The sequence below is a fragment of the Micromonospora sp. KC606 genome, from assembly GCF_004348675.1.
Classification (GTDB): domain Bacteria; phylum Actinomycetota; class Actinomycetes; order Mycobacteriales; family Micromonosporaceae; genus Micromonospora.
Genome location: NZ_SMKN01000122.1, coordinates 1 through 17,491 on the forward strand (window position 1 = coordinate 1; position 17,491 = coordinate 17,491).

General features: G+C 72.8%; 19 protein-coding genes and 1 riboswitch. Of the genes, 8 read left to right on the forward strand and 11 right to left on the reverse strand.

Translation table 11 applies throughout. The features are described 5' to 3' along the window. The coding region (locus E1193_RS20865; protein ID WP_132184878.1) for a DUF418 domain-containing protein at window positions 1-1,203 on the forward strand (1,203 nt) is incomplete at its 5' end. 90 nt (window positions 1,204-1,293) lie between these two features. Here the strand turns inward: E1193_RS20865 and E1193_RS20870 are convergent. The 6 genes from E1193_RS20870 to pdhA form a co-directional block, all read right to left on the reverse strand. Continuing rightward, window positions 1,294-1,551 (reverse strand): hypothetical protein, encoded by a 258-nt coding sequence (locus tag E1193_RS20870; RefSeq protein ID WP_132184879.1) that lies wholly within the window; start codon window positions 1,549-1,551, stop codon window positions 1,294-1,296. A gap of 412 nt (window positions 1,552-1,963) precedes the next feature. After that, entirely contained in the window at window positions 1,964-2,332 is a 369-nt protein-coding gene (locus E1193_RS20875; protein ID WP_132184880.1) for an STAS domain-containing protein, read from the reverse strand. Between the two features lie 267 nt (window positions 2,333-2,599). Continuing rightward, entirely contained in the window at window positions 2,600-3,874 is a 1,275-nt protein-coding gene (locus E1193_RS20880) for an Ig-like domain-containing protein (RefSeq protein ID WP_132184881.1), read from the reverse strand. A 310-nt stretch (window positions 3,875-4,184) separates the two neighbouring features. After that, the gene (locus E1193_RS20885) at window positions 4,185-5,648 is read right to left on the reverse strand and encodes a dihydrolipoamide acetyltransferase family protein (RefSeq protein WP_132184882.1); all 1,464 of its coding nucleotides are present in this window, start codon (window positions 5,646-5,648) and stop codon (window positions 4,185-4,187) included. Then, window positions 5,645-6,661 carry an alpha-ketoacid dehydrogenase subunit beta gene (locus tag E1193_RS20890; RefSeq protein ID WP_132184883.1) on the reverse strand — a complete coding sequence of 339 codons (1,017 nt, stop codon included), beginning with the start codon at window positions 6,659-6,661 and terminating at the stop codon, window positions 5,645-5,647. Before E1193_RS20890 ends, E1193_RS20885 begins: the two co-directional genes overlap by 4 nt. Further along, window positions 6,661-7,860 (reverse strand): pyruvate dehydrogenase (acetyl-transferring) E1 component subunit alpha, encoded by a 1,200-nt coding sequence (gene pdhA, locus E1193_RS20895; RefSeq protein ID WP_207922785.1) that lies wholly within the window; start codon window positions 7,858-7,860, stop codon window positions 6,661-6,663. The genes E1193_RS20890 and pdhA overlap by 1 nt, the downstream gene beginning before the upstream one ends. Window positions 7,861-7,929: 69 nt before the next feature. Between pdhA and E1193_RS20900 the strand changes: the two genes are divergently transcribed. After that, entirely contained in the window at window positions 7,930-8,439 is a 510-nt protein-coding gene (locus tag E1193_RS20900; RefSeq protein ID WP_132184885.1) for an Lrp/AsnC family transcriptional regulator, read from the forward strand. Between the two features lie 3 nt (window positions 8,440-8,442). Here the strand turns inward: E1193_RS20900 and E1193_RS20905 are convergent, their stop codons facing one another. Beyond that, entirely contained in the window at window positions 8,443-9,411 is a 969-nt protein-coding gene (locus tag E1193_RS20905) for an ATP-dependent DNA ligase (protein WP_132184886.1), read from the reverse strand. A gap of 80 nt (window positions 9,412-9,491) precedes the next feature. Here E1193_RS20905 and E1193_RS20910 point away from each other — a divergent pair, with 80 nt between their 5' ends. Beyond that, the gene (locus E1193_RS20910) at window positions 9,492-10,112 is read left to right on the forward strand and encodes an L-threonylcarbamoyladenylate synthase (RefSeq protein ID WP_132184887.1); all 621 of its coding nucleotides are present in this window, start codon (window positions 9,492-9,494) and stop codon (window positions 10,110-10,112) included. Window positions 10,113-10,122: 10 nt separating this feature from the next. Here the strand turns inward: E1193_RS20910 and E1193_RS20915 are convergent, their stop codons facing one another. Together E1193_RS20915 and E1193_RS20920 are read right to left on the reverse strand one after the other, a co-directional pair. Then, window positions 10,123-10,668: a hypothetical protein gene (locus E1193_RS20915; RefSeq protein ID WP_132184888.1), complete on the reverse strand. Its 546-nt coding sequence runs from the start codon at window positions 10,666-10,668 to the stop codon at window positions 10,123-10,125. A gap of 80 nt (window positions 10,669-10,748) precedes the next feature. Continuing rightward, window positions 10,749-10,976: a hypothetical protein gene (locus tag E1193_RS20920; RefSeq protein ID WP_132184895.1), complete on the reverse strand. Its 228-nt coding sequence runs from the start codon at window positions 10,974-10,976 to the stop codon at window positions 10,749-10,751. 156 nt (window positions 10,977-11,132) lie between these two features. Between E1193_RS20920 and E1193_RS20925 the strand changes: the two genes are divergently transcribed. The 4 genes from E1193_RS20925 (at window position 11,133) to E1193_RS20940 (ending at window position 14,440) form a co-directional block, all read left to right on the forward strand. Further along, window positions 11,133-11,636: a phosphoglycerate mutase family protein gene (locus E1193_RS20925; protein ID WP_132184889.1), complete on the forward strand. Its 504-nt coding sequence runs from the start codon at window positions 11,133-11,135 to the stop codon at window positions 11,634-11,636. Then, the gene (locus E1193_RS33310; RefSeq protein ID WP_243707814.1) at window positions 11,620-11,841 is read left to right on the forward strand and encodes a hypothetical protein; all 222 of its coding nucleotides are present in this window, start codon (window positions 11,620-11,622) and stop codon (window positions 11,839-11,841) included. The genes E1193_RS20925 and E1193_RS33310 overlap by 17 nt, the downstream gene beginning before the upstream one ends. 504 nt (window positions 11,842-12,345) lie before the next feature. Further along, a complete protein-coding gene (locus tag E1193_RS20935; RefSeq protein ID WP_132184890.1) occupies window positions 12,346-13,833 on the forward strand; it encodes a S8 family serine peptidase in 1,488 nt (495 codons plus the stop codon). Between the two features lie 106 nt (window positions 13,834-13,939). Beyond that, window positions 13,940-14,440, forward strand: coding sequence for a hemerythrin domain-containing protein (locus tag E1193_RS20940; RefSeq protein ID WP_132184891.1), 501 nt, complete (start codon window positions 13,940-13,942; stop codon window positions 14,438-14,440). Window positions 14,441-14,484: 44 nt separating this feature from the next. Here E1193_RS20940 and E1193_RS20945 read toward each other — a convergent pair whose 3' ends face one another. Beyond that, entirely contained in the window at window positions 14,485-15,351 is an 867-nt protein-coding gene (locus E1193_RS20945) for a metallophosphoesterase (RefSeq protein WP_132184892.1), read from the reverse strand. A gap of 216 nt (window positions 15,352-15,567) precedes the next feature. Beyond that, window positions 15,568-15,657, forward strand: a riboswitch (ZMP/ZTP riboswitch). Between the two features lie 18 nt (window positions 15,658-15,675). Here E1193_RS20945 and E1193_RS20950 point away from each other — a divergent pair. Further along, entirely contained in the window at window positions 15,676-17,112 is a 1,437-nt protein-coding gene (locus E1193_RS20950; RefSeq protein WP_132184893.1) for a glycine hydroxymethyltransferase, read from the forward strand. 51 nt (window positions 17,113-17,163) lie between these two features. Here E1193_RS20950 and E1193_RS20955 read toward each other — a convergent pair whose 3' ends face one another. Beyond that, complete coding sequence (locus E1193_RS20955) at window positions 17,164-17,424, reverse strand: hypothetical protein (RefSeq protein WP_132184894.1); 261 nt, start codon at window positions 17,422-17,424, stop codon at window positions 17,164-17,166. Between the last annotated feature and the right edge of the window lie 67 nt (window positions 17,425-17,491).

Here is a 17,491-nt window from a genome sequence, read left to right on the forward strand (position 1 = left end):
GCCGACCGCCCCGCCCCCCGGGGTCCGCGGGCCCTCGCGCCCGACCTTGCCCGAGGCACGATGCTGTTGCTGATCGCACTCGCGCATGCCCATATGTACCTGTCCGGGCAGGACGTCGGGTTCCGCGGGTACGCCAGGGACGGAAGCGTCATCGACCGGATCGTCGCGGGGCTGCAGGTGACCCTGGTCGACGGACGGGCGCTGCCGATGTTCGCCGCGCTGTTCGGGTACGGATTTGTCCAGTTCGCCTCCAGTCGTGCCGCAGCCGGCGCCGACTGGCCCCGCACTCGGCGGCTGTTGCGCCGCCGGAGCTGGTGGCTGCTGGCGTTCGGGTTCTGCCACGCCCTGCTGCTCTTCTTCGGGGACATCCTCGGCGCGTACGGGCTGCTGGGGCTGCTGGTAGTCGGAGTACTGCGCTGGCGTGACCGCACCCTTCTGCTGGTCGCCGCCGGGTGGATCCTGGCCTACGGCGCGGTCTACGCACTCAACGGTGCGCAAATCGCGGAGTATGGCGGTCCAGCCGACGCGATGGCGACCTCGGACCCGGTCGCGGCCGCCGGCGGGCGGTTGGCGCTGTGGAGCGTGCTCACGGTCATGCTGGCGATCGAAGTGCTGACCCCGTTCCTGATCGGGGTGTGGGCAGCCCGGCGCCGCCTGCTGGAGGACCTGGACGGGAATCGGCGCACGCTTCGGATCACCGCCGCCGCTGGACTCGCTTCCGCGGTCATCGGCGGGCTTCCGCTGGCGCTGATGGACTCGGAGCTGTGGACCGGGGCGCCGGCCTCGTTGGCCGTGCCCGCCTACGTCCTGCACGGGCTCACCGGCCTCGGCGGCATGGGCTACGCCGCGCTGGTCGGGCTGGTGGCACGCCGCGCCACCGCCACACCCGGCCGGATCGTCACCGCCCTCGCCGCCTGCGGACAACGCTCCATGACCTGCTATCTCCTACAGTCCGTGGTCTTCGTGGCGGTGTTCGTGCCGTACGCCGGAGGAATGGGCACGGAGCTGGGCACCGCCGCAGCGTCCGGGATCGCCGTGCTCACCTGGCTGACCACCGTGCTACTGGCCGCACTCCTGCACCGCGCCCACACCCCTGGTCCAGCTGAACAGCTGCTGCGCCGACTCACCCACGGATCCCGACGCCACGCTCCGGTGGCCGCGAGACCCGCAAAGTCCGGCCGCAACCCGGCCCGGAGCCGGTGAACCAATACGGACCCACCCGAATTCCGGCTTCGCCACCAGATCCAAGATCCGCCACCCGGATCACCCGTTCAAGGCCGCATGAGGAGGCAACTAGTAGGTGAAGGTCCAGAGGAAGTAGAGAACGGGACCGGTGGGATTCGGCTGGCGATGTTCGCAGTAGTACCAACTCCACTGGCCGGACTGCGCCCCCTGGCGGCCGTAGCTGTTGCAGAACTGGGAGTCGTAGTAGACGCCGCGCAACGTACCCCCCTGCGGGTCCGCAGCGGCCGGGGTGCCGCCGACCCCGATCAGCCCGCCCAGTGCGAGTCCTACCGCCGCCAACAGCGTCGTCCACCTGCGCCCGCGCATGAAGCCTCCTCCTACTGTCGTCCACAGTGCACGACGACTCCTCGTCGAGCCAGGGCACGGGACATCGAGACATTTAGATGATGCTCACATGCGTGCGGGCGCTCCGGCTCCCGACAACGGGCGGTGCCACGGCGATGATCCGCCAGTGCGGTCTCCGTCGAACGGACACCCGCCCTGACGGGGCGGGGGTCAGCTTCGCAGGCGGCTCCCGGTGTGTCCGCAGCACCGTCACGTGGTGGGCCGGCGGGGTCCGCGCCAGGAGCGCACGGCGTGGAAGGTCTGGACGCGCGTTTCCAGGCAGCGACTGTCGTCGGTGTTCGCTACGGACACCCACGACCGACAAGGGGATGCCGCCGCGGTCGGACAGGGCGTCTTGCTGCCGGGCCTTTCGGTCGACGCTGTAGGTCACGCCTCAGGCGCACGCCACCAGATCGCTGCGACGGCAGGCCGCAGGGACGCCACCGACCTGCACCGGGACGACCCGGTGAACACCGGTGACCCGCAACACCCGGGCGACGACCGGATCGGGATCCGCCAGCACCAGCTCGCCGCCCCTGGCCCGGACCCGCAGCCGCGCGGCGAGCAGCGTCCGCACCCCGGCCGCGGAGAGCAGCCGCACCCCGGAGAGATCGACCCGCAGCACCGGCCGGGCCGGCGCGGCCCAGAGCGCGGCCCGCAACTCGCCGACCGAGGCCACGTCGATCTCACCGACCACCCGCACCTCGGTCATCTCATCGCGCACGTCGAGCTGGATGTGGAGCCGGTCACCGTGCTGTCCCATGCCGACGAAACTACTCCCGATCACCGACAATCCGCCCTGTCGCGGGCCAACCCCCGGGTACGCCCCGGGGATGCCCCGATCCCCCTCAGGGAGGACCGGACGCGCCGCCGGAGCGGGACGACCGGCCACGGCGGCGGATGACAACGACCCGGTGGTCGGGTGCCGCCGGCGCCGGTGCCCGCCGCGCGACAGAAGCCGGGCGGCGACGACCGCGACCGGCCCGCCGTGCGGCGGGCCGGTCGCTCCCGGTCGTTCCTCCCCTGGCTCTCAGCCGCCGCTGACCGACGGCGCCGGCTCGGGTGACGAGCCGCCCGCCACCGCTCCCGGGTTCGGCTGGGTCGGGGTCGGGGCCGGCCTGAGCCCCGGCGGCACGGGCAGGGCGCTGCCCCTGACGAACTCGTCCCAACTGACGTTCCAGGCCGTCCAGCCGTTGCCCGGCTGCAACTGCACCTCGGTGCCCTTGACGGTGATCAGGTCGCCGACCTGGGTGACGCCCATCAGCCAGTCGGCGGCGGTGGAGGAGATGTTGGCGCAGCCGTGCGAGACGTTGGTGTGGCCCTGGTCCCCCTCCGACCACGGCGCGGCGTGGATGAACTCGCCGCCCCAGGTGTAGCGCTGGGCATCCTCGACGTCGACCACGTAGGGGTCGGCCGAGCCGCGGGTGTCGAAGGTCGTCTGCTGGTGCTTCTCCATGATCACCATCTTGCCGCTGGAACTCGGCGTACTGGGCTTGCCGAGACTCACCGGGATCTTGCGAACCAGCTTGTGGTCCTGGAAGACCGACATCTGCTTGGTGGCGTTGTCGATCTCGAGGGCGACCTGACGACCGATCTTCGAGGTGGCCCGCCGGTCCTCGTCGCCGACGTACCGCGTGCCGATCGGCAGCCCCTCGAGCCCGGCACGGACGCTGATCTTCGTGCCCGGCCTCCAGAGGTCCGGCGCCCGGTAGTAGACCTGCGTGCCGTCCTCCAGCCACGACCAGGTGCCCGGCTGGGGCGGATCCGTCTTCACGAACAATCGCCGCTGAACCGTCGCCCTGGCTTCTGTCGGAATTCCCGGATCGAATGCGACGGTCACCGGCATCGCCGTGCCGTACGTCTGATTCCCCGCGAAATAGAGAGTGCTCGTGACGGCCTGCCGGGTTGATTTCGGCGCCGTGGTGAACGTCGTCCTGCGCACGGCGGTGCGGCCGGAGTCACCGGTCGCGGTGACCTCCGCGGTGTAGGTGCGGCCATTCGCCAGCGGGGCGGCCGGCACCCAGCTCGACCCGTCCTCCCGGGGCTCCCCCGCGAGCTGTTTCCCCTTGTCGTCGGTGAGTTTGACGGCGGTGACCCGTCCTCCGGTCACGGTGGTGCCGACCTCCGCGCTGACCGGCACGTCCCTGGCCCGGTCTCCGGGGGTCAGGGTGACCGCCAGGTCCACCGCGGTGCGGCCGGGCGCCGGCCCGGCGCCCGGTTTCCGGTCGGCGGTGCACCCGCCGAGCATCAAGGGTGTGGCTGCGACGGTCACCACCAATAGCGTCAATCGCCGCCTCACATCCATGTTCAGCCCCCCATTTCCGCTCCCCTTGGCCACATTCTGTACGGCCCTTCTCGGGGCGTGCCGCTCTTTTGCGGGAAATGCTGGAAAACGGGCGGATGTTTGGTCGCCGATGTGCTGCGGACGTTCCCCCGGCACCTGCCCGTCCGGGTTCGGTCGTCCTGGGTCCGGGCGTACCGGGCGTACCGGGTCGTTCCCCCGGCGCCGGTTTCCCACCTCGCCGACGGGGAAGACGGCACCTGACGCCACCGCATCCCCGACGATGCGCCCGAACGACGGCGGAGCCGGCTTGGCCGGCTCCGCCGTTTCCGGCTCAGACGTTCGCCACCAGCAACGCCGGCTGCTCCACGCAGTCGGCGACGTGCCGCAGGAAGCCGCCGGCCACGCCGCCGTCGCAGACCCGGTGGTCGAAGGTGAGGCTGAGCTGCGTCACCTTGCGGACCGCGAGCTGCCCGTCGACCACCCAGGGCTTGTCCACGATCCGGCCCATGCCGAGCAGCGCCGCCTCGGGATGGTTGATGATCGGGGTGGAACCGTCCACCCCGAACACCCCGTAGTTGTTGAGGGTGAAGGTGCCGCCGGTGAGCCGGGCCGGCGGCAGGGTGCCGGCCCGGGCCTCGGCGGTGGTCTGCGCCAGCGCGGCGGCCAGCTCGCGGGTGGTGAGGCGCTGCGCGTCGCGCAGCACCGGCACCAGCAGACCCCGGTCGGTCTGCGCGGCGACGCCCAGGTGCACCCCGGCGGACTGGACGATCCGCTGCCCTGAGGTGTCGACGTGCGCGTTGAGCTGCGGATACCTCCGCAGGCCGCTGAGGCAGATCCGGGCCAGCAGGGCGAGGATGCTCACCGGGGCGTCCGGGGTGGCCGTGTTGATCGCCGCGCGGGTCTCCAGCAGTGCGGTGGCGTCAACGTCAACCCAGATGGTCACCTCGGGGATCTCCCGCCGGCTGCGCGAGAGCTTGTCGGCGATCGCCCTGCGGATGCCGGTGAGCGGAATGACCACGTCCTCGTCGCCGGTGGGCGCGAGCCCCTCGTGAACGGCCGGCACTCCGCTGGCCGGCGCGGTGGCGTCCGGCTCCGGCACGGCGGCGAGCCGGGACGCCGGGGCCGCCGTCGCCGCCTCCACGTCCGCGCGCCGGATCACCCCGCCCGGCCCGGTGCCGCGCAGCGACGCCAGGTCGACGCCGCGTTCCCTGGCCAGGCGCCGCACGATCGGCGAGATGACCAGGGTGGCGGCCCCGTTGGAGGGGCCGAGCGGTGCTCCGGCGCCCGCAGCGGGATCCACGCCGTCGACCGGGTCACCGCCGCCGGCCGATGTCACCGTGGCGGCAGGGGCGTCCGCGGTGGGATCACGGGTCGGGAGCGGCCCGGCAGCCGGCTCGGCGGCGAGCGCCAGCCGGGACCGGCGGCGTCGCCGGCCGGTGCCGCCGTGACCGGTGCCGTAGCCGACCAGCACGTTGCCGGAGCCGGCCCGATCCTGCTCACGATCGGTGGCGTGCCCGGTGGGTTCCGCGCCGCTGTCGCCGTCGACCGGGGCGATGGTGATCAGCGGCTGGCCGACCGGGCGTACCTCGCCCGCCGCGCCGTGCAGGGCGACGACCCGTCCGGCGTACGGGCAGGGCACGTCGACTACCGCCTTGGCGGTCTCCACCTCGACCACGCTCTGGTCGACGGTGACCACGTCACCGACGGCGACAAGCCACTCGACGATCTCCGCCTCGCTGAGCCCCTCCCCCAGGTCGGGCAGGAGGAAGACCTGGGCGCGTTCGACGGCGGTCATGCCGCGCTCCCCCGCGCCAGCCAGCGGGAGTCCGGCTGGTCGTCCCACTGGAGACGGGCGACGGTGTCGAGCACCCGGTCCACCGACGGCAGGTGGGTGTGCTCCAGCATCGGCGCCGGGTACGGGATGTCCAGACCGGACACCCGCAGCACCGGGGCGTGCAGGGCGTGGAAGCAGCGCTCCTGCACCCGGGCGGCGATCTCCGCGCCGACGCCGGCGAAGCCCTGCGCCTCCTGGATCACCACGCAGCGGCCGGTCCTGCGCACCGAGGCCGCGACGGTGGCGTCGTCGAACGGCACGATGGTGCGGACGTCGACCACCTCAAGGTCCCAGCCCTCCTCGCGGGCGGCCTCGGCCGCCGCCAGTGCGACCGGCACCGCCGGGCCGTACGCGACCAGGGTGGCGTCGGTGCCGGGCCGGCGGACGACGGCGGTGCCGAACGGCTCCCTGCGTGCCGGCAACTCCGCCTCGGCGCTGGTGAAGTAGAGCTTCTTCGGTTCCATGAACACGACCGGGTCCGGGTCGTCGATGGCCTCGCGCAGCAGCGAGTACGCGTCCTCCACGGTGGCCGGCGTGACCACCTTCAGCCCCGGGGTGTGCGCGTAGTACGCCTCGGACGAGTCGCAGTGGTGCTCGACACCGCCGATGCCGCCCGCGTAGGGCACCCGGATGACGATCGGCACGCTGAGCGCGCCCCGGGTGCGGTTGCGCAGCTTCGCCACGTGCGAGGCGATCTGTTCGAACGCCGGGTACGCGAACGCGTCGAACTGCATCTCGACCACCGGGCGCAGCCCGGACATGGCCAGGCCGACGGCGAAGCCGACGATGCCGGCCTCGGCGAGCGGGGTGTCGAAGCAGCGCTTGTCGCCGAACCGGGCCTGAAGACCGTCGGTGATCCGAAAGACGCCGCCGAGCTGCCCGACGTCCTCGCCGAAGACGAGCACCCGGTCGTCGTCGAGCATCGCGTCGGCGAGCGCGGCGTTGAGCGCCTTCGCCATCGTCATGGTCGCCATCAGGCGCCCTCCTCCTCGGCGGCGGCCAGTTCGGCGCGGACCTGCTCACGCTGCTCGACGAGCTGCGGGGTCGGCTCGGCGTAGACGTGGTCGAAGAGGCTGAGCGGGTCGACGGCCGGCTGGGCGTTCATCCGGTCCCGCAGGCCGGCGGCGTACGCCTCGGCCTCCTCGGCGATCGCGGCGACGCCTGCGTCGTCGAGCACACCCCGGGCACGCAGGTGGGCCTCCAGCCGGACGACCGGGTCGCGGTCGCGCCACGCCTCGACCTCGTTTGCGTCGCGGTAGCGGGTGGCGTCGTCGGCGTTGGTGTGTGGCTCCATCCGGTACGTGTGCGCCTCGACCAGGAACGGGCCGTGGCCGGCGCGGGCGTGCGCCACCGCGCGGGTGAGCACCGCGAGCACGGCCACCGGGTCGTTGCCGTCGACCTGTTCGCTGGGCACGCCGTAGCCGACACCCTTGTACGCCAGGGCGGGCGCGGCGGTTTGCCGGGACAGCGGGACGCTGATGGCGTACCTGTTGTTCTGCACGAAGTAGACCACCGGGGCCTTGAACACGGCGGCGAAGTTGACGCCCTCGTGGAAGTCGCCCTCGCTGGTGGCGCCGTCGCCGATGAAGGCCAGCGCTACCGTGTCCCGCCCCTGGTAGGACTCGCCGTAGGCCAGTCCCGCGGCGTGCACGCACTGGGTCGCCAGCGGGGTGCACTGGGGCGCGGTGCGCCGGCCGGCGGGGTCGTACCCGCAGTGCCAGTCGCCGCGCAGCAGGGTGAGCACCTCGACCGGGTCGATGCCCCGGGCGGTCAGCGCCACCGACTCCCGGTAGGTGGGGAAGACCCAGTCGTTGTCGCGCAGGGCCAGGACCGCGCCGACCTGGCAGGCCTCCTGACCACGCGAGGACGGGTAGACGGCCAGCCGGCCCTGCTTGGTCAGGGCGGTGGCCTGCGCGTCGAAGCGGCGGCCGACGACCATCCGCCGGTACATCTCACGCAGTACCTCGACGGGCGGCTCGGGGTAGTCGTCGCGGGACGGCAGCGAAGTGCCGTCCGGGTTCAGCAGTCGGACCGGCGCGGGCTGGGGTAGCAGGCCGGCGGACGGATCGGGCGCGGCCGGGGTGGCCGGCCGGCGCTTCCGCGGGGATGCCCTGCGAACCGCCTGGGGTGTGGTCGTCACGGCGGGGACCTCCTGGACGTGTGGTGGACCTATGCTCCTGCGGTCGGATGATTGACTCAAGATGTGCGGTCAACGCGGGATGAATGGCAGCAGGGGGAGGCTTTGGTGAGCCAGGAGAACAGCCCAGAGGCGGACCGACCGGGTGGAACGGGACGTTCGGCCGCCGCGCTGGACGAGGTGGACCGGCGCATCCTGGACGAACTGGTCCGCGACGGCCGAATCTCCATCCGTACCCTCGCCGAACGCGTGCACGTCTCCCGCACCAACGCGTACGCGAGGGTGGAGCGGTTGCTGCGCGACGGCGTGATCACCGGGTTCGGCGCCCGGGTGGCACCGGAGCCGGCAGGGCTGGGCACGTCGGCCTACATCGCCCTGACCATCCAGCAGAACACCTGGCGGGAGGTGTCGGCGGCGCTGGCCCGGGTCCGCTACGTCGAGCACGTCGCGCTGCTCAGCGGCGAGCACGACGTGCTGGCCCTGGTCCGCGCGCCGGACAACGCCACCCTGCGGGACGTGGTGCTGGACCGGGTGCAGGGCATCGCCGGCGTGCTGTCCACCCGCAGCTGGCTGGTCTTCGAGGAGTTCGACAGCGCCGGCAGCCCCTGGGCGTAACGCTCAGCGCTCGGGCGGGGCCTCCAGGCCCTCCCGGTCGGCCCACTCCAGCAGCGGCTCCAGCGAGAAGCGCGGCCCGTCCAACCCGGCGTGCGGGTCGCCGCGCTCGGCGAACCGGGCCGGCAAACTCACCACGTCGAAGTCCTCCGGCTGGACGTCGTCCAGCTCGGCCCAGTCCAGCGGCGCGGAGACCAGCGCCGCCGGTGTGGGTCGGATCGAGTACGCCGAGGTCATCGTGTGGTCGCGGGCCATCTGGTTGTAGTCGACGAAGACCGGCCGGTCGCGGTGCTCCCGCCACCAGGTGGTGGTCACCAGGTCGGGGCGGCGGCGCTGCACCCGGCGGCCCAACGCCAGCACCGCCCGCCGGCACTCGCCGAAGCTCCAGCGCGGCTCGATGGACAGGTAGACGTGCAGCCCTCGACCGCCGGTGGTCTTCGGATAGCCGACCAGCCCCACCTCGTCGAGTGCCGCGCGGACCTCGTGGGCCACCGGCACCACCTGGTCGAAGCCGACGCCCGGCATCGGATCCAGGTCGACGCGGAGCTGGTCGGGGTGCTCCACGTCGGTGGCGGTGACCGGCCACGGGTGGAACCGCAGGGTGCCGAGATTCGCCGCCCAGATCACCACGGCCAGCTCGCTCGGCGCGACCTCGTCGGCCGTCCGGCCGCTGGGAAAGGTGAGGTGGGCGGTGCGTACCCAGTCGGGCGCGCCGGCCGGCAGCCGCTTCTGGTAGAAAGCGTCGCCCCGGTTGTCCTGCCGAGTGCCGATCTTCGCGCCCTCGAACACCCCACGCGGCCAGCGTTCCAGCATGGTCGGCCGGTCCCGCAGGGCGCGCAGGACGCCGTCGCCGACGGCGAGGAAGTAGCGAACCACGTCCAGCTTGGTCAGCCCGCGCTCGGGAAAGTAGGGCTTGTCCGGGTTGGAGACCCGGACCAACCGGTTTCCAACCCGGATCTCCTCGGCCGCCGCCACGCCTCACACCGTAACCCGGTCCAGGACGATGGGTGGCCACTGATTGGGCAGGTCGGCACCGCCGCTCGTAGGCTGCCGCCATGGCGACGTACTTCGACGTGCACCCGGTGGACCCGCAGCCGCGGACGATCAGCCGGGTGGCCGACCTGGTCCGCCGGGACGGGCTGATCGCCTACCCGACGGACTCCTGCTTCGCCCTCGGCTGCCGGCTGGGCAACCGGGACGGCATCGACCGGATCCGCGACATCCGCCGCCTCGACGACCGGCACCACTTCACCCTGGTGTGCCGGGACTTCGCCCAGCTCGGCCAGTTCGTGAAGATCGACAACGCGGTGTTCCGGTCACTGAAGGCGGCGACACCGGGCAGCTACACGTTCATCCTGCCGGCGACGAAGGAGGTGCCGCGCCGGCTGCTGCACCCGAGGAAGAAGACCGTGGGGGTCCGCATCCCCGACCACGCGGTGACGCAGGCGCTCCTGGCCGAGCTGGGCGAGCCGCTGGTGTCGAGCACCCTGCTGCTGCCCGACGAGACCGAGCCGATGACGCAGGGCTGGGAAATCAAGGAGCGTCTGGACCACGCGGTCGACGCGGTGCTCGACTCCGGCGAGTGCGGCACCCAGCCCACCACCGTGGTCGACTTCTCGCACGGCGAGCCGGAGATCGTCCGGCACGGCGCGGGCGACCCGTCCCGCTTCGAGTAGGCAGGCCACCTCAGGGCGTCGGAGTGTCCGCCGAGGGCAGGGGCAGCGGCAACACGGCGCCGCCGGCCGGCGGCGCGGAGTGCGCGGGTGGCGGCAGGTGCCGGTCCGGGGTCCGGTCGTGCAACCGGCCCGCCCCGGCCGGCCCCGGGCGGCGGTCCACCTGGCAGGTCACCCGATGGACCGGCGGCGGTGGCGCACCGAACCGGCCCGGCCCCCAGCGCACCCAGATCGCGATCCGCCCGGCCCCGGCCTCCGCCGCCAGCTTGTCCCAGGTACGACGCCGGTCGGTGTGGTCGACCTCGACGACGACGGGTGGCCCGTCCGCCCGGGCGCAGCCGACGTCCAGCACGGACCGCCGATCCGACAGCGGCGGCGGCGGCGGCACCACGCTCGGTGCCCGGCGGTAGACCCGCCAGCCCTGGTCACGCCCCCAGGCGACCACCGCGTCGATGATCCGGGCCGTCACCGCGTCGGTGGTCAGGCCGGCGAAGGTGAGCCGGGCCAGACTGCGCCCGAGGGACGCGGCGAGCCGTTCGCCGTCCTGCGCGCCGTCCATGGCCGCAGGGTAGCGCCCGGCGCCGGCGCCGGGCGCGGCCGGGCGGACCGTGCGGTCCGCCCAACCGTTCACGACTGCGCTCAGCCGTTCTCCCCCAGCCGCTCCGCGAGCATCCGCTTGCCCTGCTCACCGGCCTTGCGGTTGTTCTCCTGGAGCTTGCGGAACCAGGTGGCGAGTTCGTCGTCACCCCGGGCGTCCGCGTCGGCGATGTACGTCTCCAGTTGCCAGATGTGCTGCAAGGACATCTGCAGGGCGTGGATCAGGTCGTAGTTCTTGTCCTTCACCGGGCTGGCCGGCTCCCTGACCATGGTCGCCACGGCGTACCTCCCCTGTGTCGTTCCGGTGGAGCCAGCGGTTACCCGCCACCGTCCGGTTCACGCGCCGCCGTTGGCGGCGGCTCGGCGGGGACGGCGGCGGACAGCCCGCACGGTTACCCGGCGCGGCTACCGGGTAGGCATGCGGCCATGGCGGAACTGGCGGCCCTCTGGATCGTGCGGCACGGGGAGAGCACGGCGAACGTCGCCGCCACGGCGGCCGAGGCGTCCGGCGCGGAGCGGATCGACCTGTCCCACCGGGACGCCGACGTGCCGCTCTCGGCCACCGGCGAGGAGCAGGCCCGGGCGACCGCCCGCTGGCTCGCCAGCCTCCCCGGGCAGCACCGGCCGGACGTGGCGTCGCGGCTGCGCGCGTTACTGGGCGACCTGCGTCGCGACCACGAGGGGCGGCGGGTGCTGCTCTTCGGCCACGACGCCCTCGTCTTCCTGCTCCGGTACCTGGTGGAGGGGTTGACCGAGGCGGAGCTGATGGGCCTGACCAGGGGCCACGTGATCGCCGACTGTTCGGTGACCGGCTGGTTCGCCGACGCCGGGGGCCGGCTCGTCCCGGACACCTTCAACGAAGTACGCCACCTGCGCCGGCAGGGTGCCCGGCCCACCGAGGAGGACGAGGTCCATGCCGAACCGGTCTGACGTGCCGACCATCACCCCCGCGTTGCTGCGGGACTGGGCACTGCCCGTACCCACCGGCGGCAGGGAGCAGCGGGGCACGGTGCTGGTGGTCGGCGACTCCCGCTCCACCCCGGGGGCGGTGCTGCTGGCCGGGGTGGCGGCGCTGCGCGCGGGGGCCGGGGTGCTCCAGCTCGCCGCCGGCCGGTGGTTCTCACCCCCAACCTGACCGAGGCGCGGCACCTGCTCGGCCGGGAGCCGGGCGAGACCTGGACGCCGAGGCCCACGAGCTGGCCCGCCGGTACGACGCGGTGGTCTCCCTGTACGGCCACATCGCCACCCCGCACGCGCAGGCGTGGCGGGAGGAGAGCGGCGACGCCGGGCTGGGCACCTCCGGCAGCGGCGACGTCCGCGCCGGCCTGCTGGCGGGGCTGCTCTCCCGGGGGAACGCAGCCGGCCCAGGCCGTCTGCTGGGCGGCCTGGGCGCACGAGGTGAGCGGCCAGCGGCTGGTCCCCCGGTTCGGGCGGGTCGGGTTCCTCGCCCGCGAGCTGCTCGACGAGATCCCGTACACCCTCGCCATGGTGTGACACGCTCCGGCGCACGGCACGGACGTGCGTAACGCCACACCGGGCTGCGGCGCTGTTGGTTCGGAAGTGGGCAACCTGCCCTCTTCCCGCCGGCCGCTCCCCACCCGGGGGCGTGCCCGGCTGGAGACAGCCCCTGGGAGTCTGTGTGAAGAACCTCCGCAGCAAGACACTGGCTGCCGCGTCCGCCGTGACCCTCGGTGTCGGCCTCGCCGTCACCGGCGGGCTGGCCCCGGCGGCGTCGGCCGCCGGTCCGGACACCACGTTCCTGGTTCTGGCCCCGCAGGGCGCCACGACCGGCAAGGCGGCGGCCCGGGTGACCGCGGCCAAGGGCACCGTGGTGGCCACGTACGACCAGATCGGCGTGCTCGTCGTCCGCTCGACCAACCCCGACTTCGTCACGGACGTGGCGGGCACGGGCGTCGAGTCGGTGGCGTCCACCGCCGGCCTGGGCACCGCCCTGGAGGAGGGCGAGACCCTGGAGGTCTCCGCGGCGCAGGTGGCGAACACCGCCGCCGACCCGACCGCGGAGCCCCTCTTCGGCCAGCAGTGGGACATGTCGATGATCGACGTGCCCCGGGCGCACGCCGTCAACGCCGGCCGCGCCGATGTGGTGGTGGGAGTGCTGGACAGCGGCATCTCCAGCAGCCACCCGGACCTGGCCAGCCAGATCGCCAAGGACAAGAGCGCCTCCTGCCTCGGCGGCGTCACCGACACCGCCGAGGCGGCCTGGAACCCCACCGCCTCCGATCACGGCACGCACGTGGCAGGCACCATCGCCGCCGCCGTCAACGGCGTCGGGGTGACCGGTGTCGCGCCGGGCGTCAAGGTCGCGGCGGTGAAGGTGGTCGACAACGACGGCTACATCTACCCGGAGGCCGCGGTCTGCGGGTTCCTGTGGGCCGCCGAGCACGGGATGCAGCTGACCAACAACAGCTACTACATCGACCCGTGGGAGCTCAACTGCCGCAACGACGCGCGCCAGCGGCCGGTGTGGCAGGCCGTCCAGCGCGCCATCCGTTACTCGCAGAGCAGGGGCGTGCTCCACGTGGCGTCCGCGGGCAACTCGAACTACGACCTCGCCCACAAGATCACCGACGACGGCAGTCCGAACAACGGAACGCCGGAGACGCGCGAGAACCTCACCAACGCCTGCCTGGACCTGCCGGCCGAGGTGCCGGGCGTGGTGACCGTCGCGGCGGTCGGCCCGACCGGGGCGAAGAGCTACTACTCCTCGTACGGCCAGGGTGTCATCGACGTGACGGCGCCGGGTGGCGACACCCGCTTCCGCACCCGGGGCGTCCGCTCCACCCTCACCGACGGTGTCCTGTCGACCACCTTCAACACGGCGACGAAGACCAACGGCTGGGGCTACAAGCAGGGCACCTCGATGTCCGGCCCGCACGCCACCGGCGTGGCGGCGCTGGCGCTGTCGGCACACCCCGGCATGAAGCCGGGCCAGCTGGCGTCCCTCCTGGAGCGCACGTCGGTGGCGCAGTCCTGCCCGGAGGGCGTGTACAACCCGGTGCCGCTGATCCCGACCGGCCCGCACGCCTACGACGCGACCTGCTCCGGCGGTGAGCGCAACGGCTTCTACGGCGCCGGCCTGGTCAACGCGTTCCACGCGGTGCGGTAGCCGCACGGCAGCGGCGGGCCCGGCGGACATCCGCCGGGCCCGTTCGTTTTCGCAGCTCACCATGGGGGTACGGGACAGGCGTCAGCCGAACCAAGGAGGTCCGTCGGTGTCCACTGATGCCATCGTCCTACTCAAGGAGGACCACAAGGAGATGCGTCGCCTGTTCCGCCAGTTCGCCAAGGCCGAGGACGGCCCGGCCGCCGAGCGCGGGAAGCTGGTGCGGCAGATCCTGGAGGCTCTGACGGTGCACACCTACCTCGAGAACGAGGTCATGTACCCGGAGGTCCGCAAGCTCCTGCCCGACCTGGAGGACGCCATCCTCGAGTCGTACGAGGAGCACCACGTGGCCGATCTGCTCTGCGCCGAGCTGGCCATCATGGACCCCTCCGACGAGCGCTTCGTGGCCAAGACGACGGTGCTGATCGAGAACGTCGAGCACCACGTCGAGGAGGAGGAGCAGGAGTGGTTCCCGAAGGTGCGGGAGGCGCTCGGCCGCAACCAGCTCCAGGAAATCGGCCAGCGGATGATCGACAGGCGACCGTCGGCGCCGCGCTCCCCCGCCGCCCCGAAGGCGACCAAGAAGGCCGTCGACGCGGTCACCGCCTGACAGGGATGACCCGGGGCCCGGCCGGCGGCCGGGCCGTCCCGGGGTCACCAGGCCGTCGGTGGCACCCCGTCGGGCGCCGGGAGGATACGGCGCGGCTGCCCCGGCGGCATCCGGCGGGTCCGCCACTCCCGGGGGTAGCCCACCGAGACCTCCTCGAAGCGCACCCCGTCGTACCAGGTGGTGCGGGGTATGTGCAGGTGCCCGTAGACGACGGCGGCGGCGGCGAAGCGCCGGTGCCAGTCGGCGGTGGCCTCGGTGCCGCACCACTGGGCGAATATCGGGTAGCGCAGCACCCGGGTCGGGTCGCGGACCAGCGGCCAGTGGTTGACCAGCACGGTCGGCAGGCCCGGCTCGCGCGCGTCGAGCCGCCGGGCCGTCTCGGCGACCCGGACCGCGGACCACTCCTGCCGGCTCGGGTACGGGTCGGGGTGCAGCAGCAACTCGTCGGTGCAGACGATGCCCGCCCGGTACGCCTCGGCGAGAGCCGCCGCGCGGTCCAGCCCCTCCGGCCGCCAGCTGTAGTCGTAGAGCAGGAACAGCGGGGCCACCAGCGCCGGCCCGCCCGGCCCTCGCCACACCGGGTACTCGTCCTCCGGGGTGACCACCCCCAGCGCCCGGCAGCACCGCACGAGGTGCGCGTAGCGGGCCTGGCCCCGCAGCGCGACAGGGTCGCCCTGCGGGGTCCACAGCTCGTGGTTGCCCGGCGCCCACAGCACCTTCTCGAACCGCCGGGCGAGCAGCCCCAGCGCCCACTCGACGTCGGCGACGGTGTCGGCCACGTCGCCGGCGACGATCAGCCAGTCGCCGGGCGAGGACGGCCGCAGTGCCTCGACCAGGGCGCGGTTCTCCCGGTACCCGACGTGCAGGTCGCTGATGGCCAGCAGGCTCCCGTCGCGCTCCTCCCTCACCATCCGCCGATCGTACGCAACGGGCGACGGGCCGTGCGGCCTCGCCCGTGCGGAGTGGGTCAAGCGGAGTGGGGGTCGGGCGGGTGATCAACTCCGATTGCCGGCAACCGGGGGTGTTGGTCGGGCGGGATGCGCCCATGTGGCGCAAAAAGAGTCGATCTTGGGCACGTCGTACGGCGAGGTGCAGCGGAAGAGCCCGACGGCGACCCGGTAGGATTCGTGGCGGGCCGTGACTGGCGCGTGGGGATGGAGCACCATCGGGAAGCGGTCCCGTCACGAGGACGCACGCCGAGCGCCTGGGCCTTCCGCACGTCAGTAGGAGGTCGCATGTCGCCGAACGCCGAATCCACCGCTTTCCGCAGCGCGCTCGAGGTGGTCCGCGCCGTCGAGCCCCGGGTGGCCGACGCCATCGGCGCCGAGCTGGCCGACCAGCGCGAGTCGCTCAAGCTCATCGCCAGCGAGAACTACGCCTCCCCGGCCACCCTGCTGGCCATGGGCAACTGGTTCAGCGACAAGTACGCCGAGGGCACCGTTGGCCGCCGCTTCTACGCCGGCTGCCAGAACGTCGACACCGTCGAGGCGCTCGCCGCCGAGCACGCCCGGGAGCTGTTCGGCGCCGCGCACGCGTACGTGCAGCCGCACTCCGGCATCGACGCCAACCTGGTGGCGTTCTGGGCGATCCTCGCCGACCGGGTGGAGTCCCCCGCGCTCAAGAAGGCCCAGGTGCGCCAGGTCAACGACCTCACCGAGGCGGACTGGTTCGCGCTGCGCCGGGAGCTGGGCGACCAGCGGATGCTCGGCATGTCGCTGGACGCCGGCGGCCACCTCACCCACGGCTTCCGGCCGAACATCTCCGGCAAGATGTTCGACCAGCGCAGCTACGGCACCGACCCGGTCACCGGCCTGGTCGACTACGATGCCGTCGCCGAGGCGGCCCGCGAGTTCCGGCCGCTGATCCTGGTCGCCGGCTACTCGGCGTACCCCCGGAAGGTGAACTTCCGGATCATGCGGGAGATCGCCGACTCCGTCGGCGCGACCTTCATGGTCGACATGGCGCACTTCGCGGGCCTGGTCGCCGGCAAGGTCTTCACCGGCGACTTCGACCCGGTGCCGCACGCGCACATCGTCACCACCACCACCCACAAGTCGTTGCGCGGCCCGCGCGGCGGCATGGTGCTCTGCGGGCCGGAGCTGGCCGACCAGGTGGACCGGGGCTGCCCGATGGTGCTCGGCGGCCCGCTGCCGCACGTGATGGCCGCCAAGGCGGTCGCCCTGGCCGAGGCCCGCCGCCCCGACTTCGCCGACTACGCGTCTCGGATCGTGGCCAACGCGCAGGCGCTCGCCGACGGGCTGCTGCGCCGGGGCGCGAAGCTGGTCACCGGCGGCACCGACAACCACCTGGTGCTCATCGACGTCTCCGGGTACGGCCTGACCGGCCGCCAGGCCGAGCAGGCGCTGCTCGACTCGGGAATCGTCACCAACCGCAACGCCGTCCCGCAGGACCCGAACGGCGCCTGGTACACCTCCGGCGTCCGGGTCGGCACCCCGGCGCTGACCACCCGGGGCCTGGGCACGGCGGAGATGGACGCCACCGCCGAGCTGATCCACACCGTGCTCAGCCAGACCACGCCGGGCGCCAACGCCGACGGCACCCCGTCGAAGGCGAAGTACGTCCTCGACCCGGCGCTGGCGGACAAGGTGAGCCGGCAGGCCGGCGAGCTGCTGGCCGGTTTTCCGCTCTACCCCGCCGTCGACCTGGGCTGACCGGGCGCTCCCGGGGTGGCGCCCACCACGCCGCCCCGGGACCGGGGCCGATCAGGAGATCGGGCGCTTGAGGTGGTAGCGGTGCACCTCGGTGCTGCCCTGCACGTTGTTCACGTCCTCGGCGGCGGAGACCAGCTCCCAGCCCTCCCGGCCGACCCGGTTGAGGTGCGCGATGGCGGTGTCGCCGTACGTCGTGACGTCGGTACGCGACCCCTCCGGGCCGTACCAGACGAACGAGACGTGGAAATTGCGTCCCTGCCCCTGGTAGCGGCGGACCAGCAGGGCGTACTCCCAAGCGACCATGCGGCCCATTATGACCGTCCGAAGGGGACCGGGGAAGCACGGCAGGTGGCGCGTCGGCGACGGTGCGCGTTCACCG